This window comes from Azospirillum sp. NS33 (genome assembly GCF_059703765.1).
Genome location: NZ_BAAKJB010000025.1, coordinates 17717 through 31822 on the forward strand (window position 1 = coordinate 17717; position 14106 = coordinate 31822).

The window sequence follows — 14106 nt, forward strand, 5'->3', positions numbered from 1 at the left end:
GATATCGGGTGAACCGCCGCCCATAATGGCGCCACCCTTTCAGCGGATGCGAAGCGATGCAGGTTGACAACAAGCTTCTCGACGATCTTGCCCGGGTCGCCGGCGGCGCCCTCGGCGCCCTTTCGGGGCTGCGCGAGGAGGCCGAGGCGCAGATGCGCCAGCAGTTCGAGCGGATCCTGTCGCGCATGGACGTGGTGTCGCGGGAGGAGTTCGACGCCGTCCGTGCCATGGCCGCCAAGGCGCGCGAGGAGCAGGAGGCGCTGGCCGACCGTGTGACGGCGCTGGAGGCCACCGTGGCCACGCTGGTGGCCGACCGCCAGCTCGCCCACGAGGACGCGGCGCCGCGCCGGCGCGCCCCCGGCCACCCGTCCGCCTGAACCGCCGACCGGGCCTGAGCCGCTGCCCCGGGCCGCCGCCCGCACCGTGTTAAAACCTCGTGAAGGACCGATCCGCGGGCGGCCCGAAAGCAGTTGCGCCGGCACCGGTCCTTTGGCAGGTTCCATAGTGGTAGTAGCTCGCGGATGCCGGGCCCCCATATCCTAGCTCCGTGAGCCGGTGCCGTTTGCCGCGCCTTCAAAGGAGGACGCTGACCATGTCGGCACTCGCCGTCGAAACCCCCGTCGTCATCCACAACCCGCTGGACGTCATCGAGGAGATCGTGACGGCCAACGAATGGCCGTTCGAGCGCTCCAGCGACGAGGAGCTGGTCGTCGAGATCGGCGGCCGCTGGTGCGACTACCGGCTCTACTTCGTCTGGCAGTCGGACGTCAGCGCGATGCAGTTCTCCTGCCAGTTCGACATGAAGGTGCAGGCGGCGCGCCGCCAGGCGGTGCACGACCTGCTGGCCGAGGTCAACGCGCGGATGTGGCTCGGCCATTTCGACGTCTGCACCGAGGAGCACACCCCGATGTTCCGCCAGACGACCCTGCTGCGCGGGTCGCGCGGGGCGACGGTGGAGCAGCTTGAGGACCTGGTGGAGATCGCGCTGTCCGAGTGCGAGCGCTTCTATCCCGCCTTCCAGTTCGTGATCTGGGGTGGCAAGTCGGCGTCCGAGGCGGTCTCCGCCGCCATTCTCGACACCATGGGCGAGGCCTGACCGGCCATGGGCGCCTCGCTGCTTCTGGTCGGCTGCGGCAAGATGGGCGGCGCCATGCTGGACGGCTGGCTGCGCTCCCGCAGCGTCGACCGGGTCGTCGTCGTGGAGCCCGGCGGCCTGCCGGACGGCGTCGCCGGCCCGGCGGTGACCGCGGTCGCCGACGCCGCCGCGCTTCCCCCCGGGTTCATCCCGGACGTCGTCGTGCTGGCGGTCAAGCCGCAGGTGATGGAGGCGGTGGTGCCCGCCTACGCCGCCCTGGTCCGCCCCGGCACCGTGTTCCTGTCGGTCGCCGCGGGACGGCCCATCGCCTTCTTCGAACGCGGCTTGGGCGCCGCCGCCGCAGTGGTCCGCGCCATGCCCAACACCCCGGCCGCCATCGGCCGGGGCATCACCGTGGCCTGCGCCAACGGCCGCGTCAGCGACGACCAGAAGACGCTGTGCGAAGCCCTGCTCGGCGCCGTGGGCGAGGTCGCCTGGGTCGAGGACGAGGCCCAGATGGACGCGGTCACCGCGGTGTCCGGCAGCGGCCCGGCCTATGTTTTCCTGCTGGCCGAGACCCTGGCCCGGGCCGGAGCCGCCGCCGGACTCCCCGCCGCGCTGGCCGAGCGTCTGGCCCGGGCCACCGTGGCGGGTGCGGGCGAACTGCTGCACCGCTCCGACACCCCGCCGGCCCGGCTGCGCGAGGCGGTGACCAGCCCCGGCGGCACCACCAGGGCGGCGCTGGACGTGCTGATGGACGAGGACGGCGGCCTCGGTCCGTTGATGGAGCGGGCGGTGGACGCCGCCGCGCGGCGCTCGCGGGAGCTGGCGGGTTAGCCCATCACCGGAACACACGACGCCACCGCCGCGGCCTCGGTCACCCCTCCGGCCCGCGATCGGGATCGATCAACCAGGACGAGGCCGCCGATGAGCCCCCTCAGCCCCTCCGCCCGCCGCGTGCAGGGCATCCTCGATTCCATCGGCCTCGGGCACGCGGTGGTCGAGCACGCCCAGACCACCCGCACCGCCCAGGAGGCCGCCGACGCGGTGGGCTGCGCCGTCGGCCAGATCGCCAAGTCGCTGATCTTCCGGACCCGGGACACCGGGCGCCCGGTGCTGGTGGTCGCCAGCGGCGCCAACCGGGTCGACGAGACGGCGGTGGCGGCCCTGATCGGCGAGAGGATCGAGCGCGCGGATCCCGAATTCGTGCGGGAGACCACCGGCTTCGCCATCGGTGGCGTGCCGCCGCTGGGCCACGCCGTGGCGCCGCTGGTGGTGATCGACGACGACCTCCTGGTGTTCGAGGCCATATGGGCCGCCGCCGGAACCCCCAACGCCGTGTTCCGGCTGACGCCGGACCAGCTCGTCAGCATGACCGGCGGCCGGCCCGCGGCGGTGCGCAAGGCGTAGCCGACGGCGGCCCGCCGGGACACCCCCGGGCGGGAGACGCGAATGCCCGCCACGGCGGGCCGTGGCGGGCGTGTCACGAGGGAAGCGGCGCTCTCAGACGGTGCCGGGCACCGGCTTGCGCTTCAGGTTGTGGTGCGCCTCGATGTAGCGCACGGTGCCCGACTTGGAGCGCATGATCACCGAGTGGGTGATGGCACCGCCGCCGAAACGGCGGACGCCGCGCAGCATGGCGCCGTCGGTCACCCCGGTGGCGGCGAACATGACATTGCCACTGGCCAGCTCGGTCATCGAGTACTTCTTGGTCAGGTCGGTGACGCCCCAGCGGGCGGCGCGCGCCTTCTCGTCGTCGTTGCGGAACAGCAGCCGCCCCTGGAACTGGCCGCCGATGCAGCGCAGGGCCGCCGCGGCCAGCACGCCCTCGGGCGCGCCGCCGGAGCCCACATACATGTCGACGCCGGCGCCGATCTGGCTGGTGGCGATGACGCCGGAGACGTCGCCGTCGGAGATCAGCATGATGCGCGCGCCGGCCTCGCGGACGCGGGCAATCAGCTCGGCGTGGCGCGGCCGGTCGAGGATGCAGACCAGCAGCTCCTCGACGTCGGTGTTCTTGGCCTTGGCCAGGGCCCGGAGGTTGTTGACCGGGGTCTCGTCGAGGTCGACGACTCCGTCGGGGAGGCCGGCCCCCACCGCGATCTTGTCCATGTAGACGTCGGGGGCGTTGAGGAAGCCGCCGCCGTCGGCCATGGCGACCACCGCCAGGGCGTTGGGGCCGCCCTTGGCGCAGATGGTCGTCCCCTCCAGCGGGTCCAGGGCGATGTCCACCTTGGGGCCGCCCGAGCCCACCTTCTCGCCGATGTAGAGCATCGGCGCCTCGTCGCGCTCGCCCTCGCCGATGACGACGGTGCCGTCGATGGACAGGGTGTTGAGCGCCTGGCGCATGGCGTCGACGGCCGCCTGGTCGGCCAGCTTCTCGTCGCCGCGGCCCATCAGCAGCGACGCCGACAGCGCGGCCGCCTCGGTCACGCGGACGGCCTCCAGCGCCAGGTTCCGGTCCATACCGGACAGATCGACATGCACTTCCATGTTGGAGTTCCCCCGATGCACTCGGTGTTGGTTTTGCCGCGACGCGGCTCAAGAAGGGCTCAGAACTGCTCGATACGGATCATGCGCGGCGGCTCGAGCACCGCCTTCTGCGCGGCGATGCCCTCCAGGGCGCGGCGCATCGACGCCTCCACCGTCTCGTGGGTGGTCAGCACGACCGACACCGCCTCGCCGGGCGTGGTGGCCCGGCCGCGCTGCAGGAAGCTCTCCATCGACACGTCGTGATCGCGCATCGCCGCGGCGATGTCGGCGATCACCCCCGGACGGTCGGCCACCGACAGGCGGACGTAGTAGGCGCCGCGCCGCGCCGCCATCGGCGACGGCGCGAGCGCGGCCAGCCGGGATGCCGGGACGCCGAAGGTCGGGGCGGCGCAGCCGCGCGCGATGTCGACGAGGTCGGCGACCACCGCCGACGCCGTCGGCCCGGCGCCGGCGCCGCGACCGACCAGCCAGACCCGGTCGGCGAAGTCGGTCTGCGCCACCACGGCGTTGAACACCCCGTCGACGGCGGCGATGGGCGCGTCCTTGGGCACCATGCACGGGTGCACCCGTTGCTCGACCCCGCCCTCGGTCCGGCGGGCGATGCCGAGCAGCTTGATGCGGTAGCCCAACTCCTCGGCGTAGGCGAGGTCGGAGGCGGCGACGTGGCGGATGCCCTCGACGTACACGTTGGCGAAGTCGACCGGGCAGCCGAAGGCGACCGATGTCAGGATCGCCAGCTTGTGCGCGGCGTCGACGCCGTCGATGTCGAAGCTGGGGTCGGCCTCGGCGTAGCCCAGCTGCTGCGCCTCGGCCAGCACGTCCGCGAACTCGCGGCCGGTGGTGCGCATCTCGGTGAGGATGTAGTTGCAGGTGCCGTTGAGGATGCCGTGCACCTCGCTGGCCCGGTTGGCGGCCAGCCCGTCGCGCAGCCCCTTGATGATGGGGATGCCGCCGGCCACCGCCGCCTCGAAGGCGAGGGTGCGGCCGCGTTCCTCGGCGGCCCGCGCCAGCGCGGTGCCCTGGTGCGCGATCAGCGCCTTGTTCGCGGTGACCACGTGGCGGCCGCGGGCGATGGCGGTCTCCACCGTCACCCGGGCGGCGCCGTCGGAGCCACCGATCAGCTCCACCACCACGTCGGCGTCGGCCTCGGCGGCCATGGCGGCGGGGTCGCTGAACCATTGCACCGCGGACAGGTCGACGCCGCGGTCCCTGGTGCGGTCGCGGGCGCAGACGGCGGTGACGACGATGCGGCGGCCGCAGCGCTGGGCGATCAGGTCGGCCTGTGCGGCCAGCAGCTTCAGGGTTCCGGCGCCGACCGTGCCGAGGCCGGCGACGGCGATCTTCAAAGGCTCCGTCACGACGCTTTCGCTTTCATCGGTTCCAGCAACTGGGCCCGCGCCTCGGGGTCCTTGCTCTGCGCCGCGCCGGCCGCGTTGGACCGGAAAAAATCCTTGATGTTGCGGCAGGCCTGCCGGATGCGGTGGACGTTCTCCACCAGGCCGAGGCGGACGTGGCCGTCGCCGTGCTCGCCGAAGCCGATGCCCGGCGCGCAGGCCACCTGAGCCTCCTGAAGCAGCAGCTTGGAGAACTCCAGCGAGCCGAGATGGGCGAACTCCGGCGGGATCGGCGCCCAGGCGAACATGGAGGCCGGCGGGCTGGGAACCTTCCAGCCGGCGGCCGCCAGCCCCTCGATCAGCACGTCGCGGCGCTGCTTGTAGGTGTTGCGGATGACGTCGACGCACTCCTGCGGCCCGTTGAGGGCCGCCGCGGCGGCCACCTGGACCGGCGTGAAGGCGCCGTAGTCGAGATACGACTTGATGCGCGCCAGCGCGTGGATCAGACGCTTGTTGCCGGTGGCGAAACCGATGCGCCAGCCCGCCATCGAGTAGGTCTTGGACATCGAGGTGAACTCGACGGCGATCTCGCGAGCCTCCGGGATCTCGAGGATCGACGGCGGCGGCACGCCATCGAAGTAGATCTCGGCGTAGGCGAGATCGGAGAGGATGTAGATGTTCTCGCGGATGCAGAACTCGACGATGGGCCGGTAGAAGTCGAGGTCGACCACCTGCGCCGTCGGGTTCGACGGGTAGTTCAGCACCAGCGCCAGCGGCTTGGGCACGGAATGGCGGACGGCGCGCTCCAGCCCCTGCATGAACTGGGCGATGTCCGGTGGGCCGTCGCTCTGGCCGACCATCATGTGGCGGATCGAGGCGCCGGCGAGGATGAAGCCGAAGGGATGGATCGGGTAGCTGGGATTGGGCACCAGGATGGTGTCGCCCGGGCTGGTGATCGCGTTGGCGAGGTTGGCCAGGCCTTCCTTCGAGCCGATGGTGACGATGCACTCGGTTTCCGGGTCGATGTCGACGTTGAAGCGCCGCTTGTAATAGGCGGCGTGGGCCCGCCGCAGGCCGGGAATGCCGCGCGAGTTGGAGTAGCGGTGCGTCTTCGGGTTGCGGACCGTCTCCACCAGCTTGTCGACGATGTGCTGGGGGGTCGGCTGGTCCGGATTGCCCATGCCGAGGTCGATGATGTCCTCGCCGGCCGCGCGGGCGCGCGCCTTCATGGCGTTCACTTCGGCGAAGACATAGGGCGGCAAACGCTTGATTCGGTGGAACTCGGACTGATCGCTCATGAACGCTCCGAAGCCTGTCCGGCTGCGACGAGGTGTGACAGGGCCAGCGAAACCGGGACCCTTTACTTACCGTCCCCACTGCGAAGAAGCGAGGCAAATTTCGTAGGGGCAGAGCCCTTGCTTTCGCATCCGTGCCGGCGCGCCGGGCCGGCCGGGCAGGGGTTAACAACACCCCGGCGGCGGACTAGAGTGGCGTTCCCGCCCGCCGCGCCGCCACGCGCCTGCCCCGGTGTTCCCATGCTCTCGGTCAGCGACCTCGACCTCCACTACGGTGACGCCCAGGCCCTCGACGGGGTGTTCCTGAGCGTGCCCGAGGGCACCACCACCGCCATCGTCGGCGCCAACGGGGCGGGCAAGACCTCCCTGATCCGCACCATCGCCGGCATCCTGAAGCCGACCCGCGGCGCCATCCGCTGGCGCGACCGCGACATCGCCGGGCTGCCGAGCCACGTCGTCTGCAACCTCGGCATCGGCCAGGTGGCCGAGGGGCGGCAGGTGTTCCCGTCGCTGAGCGTGCGGGAGAACCTGGCCATGGGCGCCGTCATCCCCCGCGCCCGGGGCGCCGCCGCCGACAGCCTGGCGCGTGTGCTGGCCCTGTTCCCGCGCCTGGAGGAGCGGCTCGCCCAGGCCGCCGGCACCCTGTCGGGGGGCGAGCAGCAGATGCTGGCGATCGGCCGCTGCCTGATGGGGAAACCCGACCTCATCATGTTCGACGAACCGTCGCTGGGCCTCGCCCCCGCCCTGGTCCAGGACCTGTTCCGCACCATCCGCTCGCTGGGCGAGGAGGGGCTGACCATCGTCCTGGTCGAGCAGAACGTCGCCGCCTCGCTGGCCCTGGCGAGCCGCGGCTACGTGCTGGAAAACGGTCGCGTGGTGCTGACCGGAAGCGGTGCCGAGCTGCTCGACGATCCTGCGGTGCGCCAGGCCTATCTCGGCCTGTAAGGCGGGCGCCGGGCCCCGCCCGCTCATAACCGCCGGGCCCGGCCCGCTCATAACCGCCGGGCCCGGCCCGCTCATAACCGTTGCAAGCGCCACTCACTCGCGATACCTACGGGCGCGAGCGACAATCGTTTGCATTCGCGACGGGACGCCGTCCGGGTGCTGCCCGGCCGGCCGCCGGCCCAGGACCGACCCGCGACCGCCACGCCTGGAGGCTCTGCCCGATGACCCCCGCGACCCTGCGCGCCTGGCGCGTGACCCACCGCTGGACCAGTCTGATCTGCTCGATCAACCTGTTGATCCTGTGCGTGACCGGCCTGATCCTGGTGTTCCATCACGAGATCGACCACCTGCTGGGCAACGACGGGTTCGACACCGCCGTCGTCGACGGGCAGGAGCGCCTGCCGCTGCAGGCCCTGGCGGACATCGCCGACGCCAAGGATCCCGCCCTGGTGCCGCGCTTCTTCTCCTTCGATCCCGAAGCGCCCGGCGCCACCTACATCTACCTCGACGAGCCGGACGCGCGCGATTTCGAGGACGGCCGCTGGGTGGTCCTCAACGCCTACACCGGCGAGAACGAGGTGCTGCGCGACCACACCGAAACCTTCGTCGGCTTCATCCTGAAGCTCCACCTCGACCTGTTCGCCGGGTTCGCCGGGCAGATGTTCATCGGGGTCGTGGGGCTGCTGTTCGTCGCCAGCGCGATCAGCGGGCTGGTGGTGTACGGCCCGTTCATGAAGAAGCTGGCGTTTGGCCTGCTGCGGTTCCGCCGCGGCCCGCGCATCGCCAACATCGACCTGCACAACCTGTTCGGGGTCGCCACCCTGGTGTGGGCGGTGGTGGTCGGGCTGACCGGGGCGATCCTGTCCTTTTCGCCGCTGATCCTCGGCTATTGGCAGACCACCGAGCTGGCCGCGATCGCCGCGCGCCACGGCGAGGCGCCGATCGCCGGCCCGACGATCGACGTCGACCGCATCGCCGCGGCGGGCCGGCAGGCCTTCCCCGACATGGACCTGGCGTTCATCGCCTATCCCGGCCACGACTACGCCACCGGCCGGCATTTCAGCGTCCTGGTGCGCGGCAAGAGCGAACTGACCCAGCGGGTGCTCAGCGTCGCCCTCGTCGACGCCGAGACCGGGGCGGTGGCGGAGGCGGTGGGCATGCCCTGGTACATCACCGCGCTGATGCTGTCCGGGCCGTTCCACTTCGGCGACTACGGTGGGCTTCCGCTGCAGATCCTGTGGGCGCTGTTCACCCTCGTCACCGGCGCCGTGACCGTCACCGGCTTCGTGGTGTGGCTCAAGCGGCCGCGGGCGCGCGAGGTCCCGGCCGCCGCCGGGGGAACGGCGCCCCCCCGGGAGCACGCGGCGTGACCGCCGTGTGGCGGATGCCCGTCCTGCTGGGCACGGCGACCTTCGCCGGCCTCGCGGCGGCGATCTTCGGCGACGGCGTGTGGGACTGGCTGTGCTGGGCCGGGCTGGCGGTCCCGCTGGCGGTGTGCGCGCGCAAGCTGTGGCGGCAGTGGCCGGCCGCCTGAACGGCGCGTGCTAGACGGCGCGCCGCCGCGACATCGATATGGCGACGGCCTGGGCGCGGTTGCCCACCCCCAGCTTGTCGTACAGGTTCTTCAGGTGGAACTTCACGGTGTGCACGGAGATCCCCAGCTCGCGCGCGAGCTGGGCGTTGGTGCGTCCCGTGGTCAGGGATTCGAGCAGGGTGCGCTCGCGCGCCGTCAGCCGCCCCATGGGATCCTCGGCGAGACGGGACACGTCGACGAAGGGGAAGGCCATGCGCCCGGCCGCCACCGATGCGCAGATGTCGAGCAGGCGTTCCGGCGGCTCGGACTTGTGGCAGAACCCGGCGGCGCCCAGCATCATCGCCGTCCGTGACGCCGCGGGATCGCCCGACCCGGTGTAGACCACGATGCGCGGCGCCCGCGGGTTGGCCTTGAGGCGCTCCAACGCCCCCTGGCCGCTGAGGAACGGCATCTCCCAGCCGATCACCCCGACCTCGAAGGGAAAGCGGCGCACGGCCTCGAGGAACCGCTCCCCGTCGCTCGCCGTGGCGAGAAGGTTGAAGCGCTCATCGTCCTCGAACAGCTTGACCATGGCCCGCAGCACCAGCGGGCTCTTGTCGGCAACCACGATGTCGATCGTCATGGGATGGCTGGCATCCTCCTCCGGGTGGGGGCGCTGCGGTGGTCCGGTGCCGTGGCCGCAACACCATGTTACCGCACCTTGACGGCAGCGGAACATTGCACCTTTGTCCTTCGGCGGTCGATGGCGATCGTTTCCGGCGCTGGTCACGCCACGGCAGGGTTGCCGCCGCCGCGCCGCGGCGATTCGCCGCCACCGCGCCGCGGCGATTCGCCGCTGCGCGGCCGCGCTGTCAGGCGGGCCGGCGGCGCAGCCGCGCCCTGTCAGGTGGGCCGGCGGCGCAGCCGCCAGGCCAGCAGGGCGGCCGGCCACGCCAGCGTCACCCCCAGGGCGGCGATGAGGGCGAGCCCGCGGCCGAGGGGCTCGGCCAGCGCGTGCACCGTCAGCAGCCCCAGGAGGAATCCGGGATTGGCGGCCAGCGCCCCGGCCATGGCCGCCGCCGCCGCCGCGCCGCCCTGGCGGGCGTGGACGATCACGGCGACGCTGGAGAGCACGATGGGAAAGACCGCGGCGATGCCCGTGGCGGCGGGGCCGACCAGGCCGCTGAGCGTGGCGACGGCGACCACCAGCCCGGCGACCAGCGCGGCGCGGAGCGGCGTGTCGTACCACCGCCCGGCGCCGCCGCCGCCGCGCTCCGGCGGCGGCACGGCGCGGGTCAGGCCCCAGGCGGCGAGGTACCCGGCGCCGTTCAACAGCAGCACCGTCGGAACGCTCCAGGACACCCCCTGCAGCGCGACGGCGCCGACGAGCCACAGCAGCACCGCGGCGCCGAGGGTCACCGGCCGGCCGTGGCGCGGCGCCAGCCGCACGAGCAGCGTCAGGAAGGCGAGGGTGGCGGCGTTGGTCACCGCGCTGGCCAGCGCGCTGGCGGCGACGAAGCGGTCGTCGTTGGCCAGGGCGACGAACAGGTAGGCCGGGCCAGCCGACACCGGCAGGGTGGCGATCAGGCCGCCGGCGAACGGCCCGACGCGCTCGGCCACGCGGGCGGCCGCGACGACGACGACGGCGGTGGTCGCCGCCTTGGTCAGCAGCGACAGCAGGGCGGTGGCGGCGGGCACGGGCGATCAGCGGCGGGCGGCTTCCCGCACGGCCTCTTCCGCGGCGCGGATCAGCGCCATCGATTTGTTGACCGTCTCCTGGTACTCCGCCTCGGGATCGCTGTCGGCGACCACGCCGCCGCCGGCCTGGACGTACAGCACATCGTCCTTCAACACCGCGGTGCGCAGGGCGATGCAGGTGTCCATGGCGCCCGACGCCCCGAAGTAGCCGACGCAGCCGGCGTAGACGCCGCGCCGCGCCTTCTCCAGCTCGTCGATGATCTCCATGGCGCGGACCTTGGGGGCCCCCGACACCGTGCCGGCGGGGAAGCCGGCGATCAGCGCGTCGAGCGCATCGTGGGCGGGGTCCAGCTCGCCCTCCACGTTGGAGACGATGTGCATGACGTGGCTGTAGAGCTCGACGATCATCTTCTGGGTCACCCGCACTGTGCCGACCCGGGCGACCCGGCCGGCGTCGTTGCGGCCGAGGTCGAGCAGCATCAGGTGCTCGGCCAGCTCCTTGGGATCCGACAGCAGGTCGTCGGCCAGCGCGGCGTCCTCCTCGGTGGTGGCGCCGCGCTTGCGGGTGCCGGCGATGGGCCGGATGGTCAGCTTGCCGTCGCGCACGCGCACCAGCACCTCGGGGCTGGAGCCGACGATCGCCAGCTCGCCGAAGTCGAGATGGAAGAGGAAGGGCGACGGGTTCAGGCGGCGCAGCGCGCGGTAGAGCGCCAGCGGCGACAGCTTGAAGGGGATGCGGATGCGCTGCGACGGCACCACCTGGAAGATGTCGCCGGCCCGGATGTACTCCTTGGCCCGCTCGACGATGGCGTGGTACTCCGCGCGCGAGGTGTTGCTGGTCCAGGCCAGCGGCAGCCCGACCTCGGAGCGCGGTTCGCGCCGGTAGGGAAGGGGCCGCTCCAGGTCGGCGACGGCGTCGGCAAGGCGCTCGCAGGCGTGTTCCCGCGCCGCCGCCGCGTCGACCCCCGGCACCGGCCACACCGGCGTCACCAGCGTCACGGAATCGGTGACAGTGTCGAAGATCGCGACGATGGAGGGACGCGTCATCACCGCGTCGGGGATGCCCAGCTCGTCCGGGTTGGCGTCGGGCAGCCGCTCCATCAGCCGCACCATGTCGTAGGTGAGGTAGCCGAACAGGCCCGCGGCCATGGGCGGCAGCTCGGCCGGCAGGTCGATGCGGCTCTCGTCGATCAGCGCCTTCAGCGACGCCAGGGGCGCGCCGCCGCAGGGTTCGTACGCCTCGCCGTCGGACAGGGCGTGGCGGTTGATCTCGGCGCCGTCCCGGCGGCACCGCCACACCAGGTCCGGCTTGAAGCCGATGACCGAGTAGCGGTCGCGCCGCGAGCCGGCGCCGCGCTCCGCGGATTCCAGGAGGAAGCCGAAGGGCCGCCCGTCGGCGAGCTTGAGGTAGGCCGACACCGGCGTCTCGAGATCGCTGACCATCGTCGTCCACACCACCTGGGGGCGGCCGGCCCGGTAGGTGTCGGCAAAGGCGGCGGCGTCGGGGTGGACCTTCACGGGGATGGCTCCGGGTCTCTGGCGGACGGGCGGCGGCGTATGGACGGCGGGCGGACGGCGGGGGCGGCCCGGCCTACTCGGCCGGGTACATCTGGGCGATGCGGTCGGGGTGGATGGCGACCGGGTACTGCTGGCGCAGGGCCTCGGCGAACTGGACCATCAGGTCGCCCTCGATGCCGCGGGCCACGGCGTCCTCGACCGCCGCCAGGGCGTCGCCGGCGGCCGCAGGATCGGCGGGGATCACCTCGGTCAGCCGTGCCACCACCTGGGCGTCGCCGGTCTGGCCCACCACCACCGCGCCGGGCTCGGCATCGAACAGCCGGGTCACCAGCGCCGGCGGCAGCCCGTCGACGGAGTCGCCGCCACGGGTGAAGGGAGCGGTCAGGGCGAAGCTGGCGCCGGCCTCCCCGGCGAGCGCCTGGGCCGAGCTGCCGGCGCCCTCCAGCCGCTCCGCCAGCGCCGTCGCGGCGGCCGCGGCGCGGCGCTCCCGCTCCTCGTCCTGCCACCCCGCGACGGCCTCGTCGCGGACCGCGTCCAAGGGGCGCAGGGTCGGCGGGGTGACGGCGTTGGTGCGCACGGCGAAGGAGTTGCCGGACTGCGTCTCGGTCAGCGGGGAGGTCTGGCCGGCCGGCGTCTGGAACGCCGTCTGCAGGATCTCCGGCAGCTCGGCCACTCCGCTCACCGGCTCACCGGCCGGGGTGCGGCCGGTGGCGTCCACCGCGTCGATGGTGGTCAGCGTCAGGCCGAGCGACTGGGCGGCCTCGGCCAGGGACTGGCCGCCGGCCAGGGCGTCGTCCAGGCGGTTCGACACCTCGAACATCAGGTCCACCGCCCGCTCCCGGCGGAGCTGCGGCAGCAGCTCCTCGCGCGCCTCCTCGAAGCTCTTGTCGCTGCCCGGGACCACCTCGGTCGCCTTGACGACGTGCCAGCCGAGCGCGCTCTGCACCGGAGCGCTGACCGCCCCCTCGTCCAGCGCGAAGGCGGCGTCGCCGATCTCCGGAAGCTCGTCGCGGGTCACCGCGTCGAGCGCCAGCGGCTCGGTGCCGGCGGCGCGGGCCGCCTCCTCGAACGCGGTTCCGCCGGCCACCGCGTCGACGATCGTCTGGGCCGCCGCCTGGTCGTCGACCAGGACGACCTGCAGGGTGCGGCGCTCCGGCACGCGGAAGTCGTGGGCGCGGTCCTCGTAGGCGGCGCGCAGCTGCTCGTCGGGGACCGCGATCTCCTTGGCCAGCGCGTCGAGGGTGAGCTGGGCGACGGTGATGCCACGGTACTCGGGCGCGGTGAAGCGGACGGGGTGGTCCTCGTAATAGGCGCGCAGCGCCGTGTCGTCCGGCAGGCCGACGTCGCCGACGGCGGCGTTCGGCAGGGTCACCACCTCGGCGACGCGCTTCTCCCCGCGGTGGCGGTGGAGGTCGGCCACCAGGGGCGGCGGCGCCACCGCCCCGCCGGACACCGCCCCGGCGACCAGACCGCGGGCGATCTCCTGGCGAAGCAGCGCGGCGTACCCGTCCTCGCTCAGGTTGTTCTGGCGCAGCACGGCGCGGAACAGGTTGGCATCGAACTGGCCCAGGTCGTCGCGGAACGCCGTTTCCTCGGCGATCCGCTGGCGCACCACGTCGGCACCGACGCGGATGCCGGCGTCCCGCGCCGCCAGGTCGTACAGGGCGCGCTGCACCAGGGTCGACACGGCCTGGTCGACGAGGCCGAACTGCTGCGCCTGCTGGAGGGTCAGGGAGCCGCCGAAGAGCGGGCGCAGGCGTTCCATCTGGCGCCGCACCTCGGCGTCCAGATCCCCCCGGCCGAGCTCCACCGGGCCGACCTCCGCCACCGTCTCGCTGGGTCCGGCGTTGCGGAAGACATCGCCGATGCCCCACACGGCGAAGCTGGCGATGAGCAGAACGAACAGGATCTTGACGACCCACGAGCCGGCGACGCTGCGAATGAACTGAAGCATGGGACCCGATTGGCGATGGCGGCGGACGAAACCCCGGGGCGCGGCCGGGCGGCGCATCATAGAAGCGGCCGGGAGCACCGGCAACCGTCCATTGCCCGCGGCGGCGGCGGCCGGAACGGAACCCGGCCGGCGCGGTCGCGGCTGTATCTCATCCCAAAGATCCCTGTAGCGGGAAGTACAACTTTGCGACCTGCGCGAAAGTGGCAACCTCAAACTCGCAAATTACCCCGTTCGATTTCCTAGACGACAGAGAATGAACTTCATTGATCATCGGCGTTCCG

14 protein-coding genes are annotated in these 14106 nt (G+C 72.4%); 7 read left to right on the plus strand and 7 right to left on the minus strand.

Features of this window, described 5'->3' with window-relative positions; all coding sequences use genetic code 11:
- The first annotated feature begins 56 nt into the window (after positions 1-56).
- The 4 genes from AC6H2I_RS20700 (at position 57) to AC6H2I_RS20715 (ending at position 2485) form a co-directional block, all read left to right on the plus strand.
- Positions 57-377 (plus strand): accessory factor UbiK family protein, encoded by a 321-nt coding sequence (locus AC6H2I_RS20700; protein ID WP_497502600.1) that lies wholly within the window; start codon positions 57-59, stop codon positions 375-377.
- Positions 378-592: 215 nt separating this feature from the next.
- Positions 593-1096, plus strand: a complete 504-nt coding sequence (locus AC6H2I_RS20705; RefSeq protein ID WP_497502601.1) for a type III secretion system chaperone family protein — start codon at positions 593-595, stop codon at positions 1094-1096.
- A 6-nt stretch (positions 1097-1102) separates the two neighbouring features.
- Positions 1103-1912 (plus strand): pyrroline-5-carboxylate reductase, encoded by an 810-nt coding sequence (proC, locus tag AC6H2I_RS20710; RefSeq protein ID WP_497502602.1) that lies wholly within the window; start codon positions 1103-1105, stop codon positions 1910-1912.
- 90 nt (positions 1913-2002) lie between these two features.
- Positions 2003-2485: a YbaK/EbsC family protein gene (locus AC6H2I_RS20715; protein ID WP_497502603.1), complete on the plus strand. Its 483-nt coding sequence runs from the start codon at positions 2003-2005 to the stop codon at positions 2483-2485.
- 93 nt (positions 2486-2578) lie between these two features.
- Here AC6H2I_RS20715 and glpX read toward each other — a convergent pair whose 3' ends face one another.
- The 3 genes from glpX to AC6H2I_RS20730 all read right to left on the minus strand — a co-directional run bounded on the left by glpX (position 2579) and on the right by AC6H2I_RS20730 (position 6200).
- A complete protein-coding gene (gene glpX, locus AC6H2I_RS20720; RefSeq protein WP_497502679.1) occupies positions 2579-3541 on the minus strand; it encodes a class II fructose-bisphosphatase in 963 nt (320 codons plus the stop codon).
- A gap of 86 nt (positions 3542-3627) precedes the next feature.
- On the minus strand, positions 3628-4926 hold the full coding sequence (locus tag AC6H2I_RS20725) for a homoserine dehydrogenase (RefSeq protein ID WP_497502604.1): 1299 nt from the start codon (positions 4924-4926) through the stop codon (positions 3628-3630).
- Positions 4923-6200 (minus strand): LL-diaminopimelate aminotransferase, encoded by a 1278-nt coding sequence (locus tag AC6H2I_RS20730; RefSeq protein WP_497502605.1) that lies wholly within the window; start codon positions 6198-6200, stop codon positions 4923-4925. Before AC6H2I_RS20730 ends, AC6H2I_RS20725 begins: the two co-directional genes overlap by 4 nt.
- A gap of 237 nt (positions 6201-6437) precedes the next feature.
- Here AC6H2I_RS20730 and AC6H2I_RS20735 point away from each other — a divergent pair, with 237 nt between their 5' ends.
- From AC6H2I_RS20735 to AC6H2I_RS20745, 3 genes are all read left to right on the plus strand, one after another.
- The gene (locus AC6H2I_RS20735) at positions 6438-7142 is read left to right on the plus strand and encodes an ABC transporter ATP-binding protein (RefSeq protein WP_497502606.1); all 705 of its coding nucleotides are present in this window, start codon (positions 6438-6440) and stop codon (positions 7140-7142) included.
- 221 nt (positions 7143-7363) lie between these two features.
- Positions 7364-8512 (plus strand): PepSY-associated TM helix domain-containing protein, encoded by a 1149-nt coding sequence (locus AC6H2I_RS20740; RefSeq protein ID WP_497502607.1) that lies wholly within the window; start codon positions 7364-7366, stop codon positions 8510-8512.
- Positions 8509-8676 (plus strand): hypothetical protein, encoded by a 168-nt coding sequence (locus AC6H2I_RS20745; RefSeq protein ID WP_497502608.1) that lies wholly within the window; start codon positions 8509-8511, stop codon positions 8674-8676. Before AC6H2I_RS20740 ends, AC6H2I_RS20745 begins: the two co-directional genes overlap by 4 nt.
- 10 nt (positions 8677-8686) lie before the next feature.
- On the opposite strand, the gene AC6H2I_RS20750 is transcribed toward AC6H2I_RS20745, so the two are convergent.
- The 4 genes from AC6H2I_RS20750 to AC6H2I_RS20765 all read right to left on the minus strand — a co-directional run bounded on the left by AC6H2I_RS20750 (position 8687) and on the right by AC6H2I_RS20765 (position 13825).
- Entirely contained in the window at positions 8687-9298 is a 612-nt protein-coding gene (locus AC6H2I_RS20750) for a response regulator transcription factor (protein WP_497502609.1), read from the minus strand.
- A gap of 260 nt (positions 9299-9558) precedes the next feature.
- Positions 9559-10353, minus strand: coding sequence for a hypothetical protein (locus tag AC6H2I_RS20755; protein WP_497502610.1), 795 nt, complete (start codon positions 10351-10353; stop codon positions 9559-9561).
- Positions 10354-10359: 6 nt separating this feature from the next.
- Positions 10360-11871, minus strand: coding sequence for an anthranilate synthase component I (gene trpE, locus AC6H2I_RS20760; RefSeq protein ID WP_497502611.1), 1512 nt, complete (start codon positions 11869-11871; stop codon positions 10360-10362).
- A gap of 73 nt (positions 11872-11944) precedes the next feature.
- A complete protein-coding gene (locus AC6H2I_RS20765) occupies positions 11945-13825 on the minus strand; it encodes a peptidylprolyl isomerase (RefSeq protein ID WP_497502612.1) in 1881 nt (626 codons plus the stop codon).
- Positions 13826-14106: the final 281 nt, after the last annotated feature.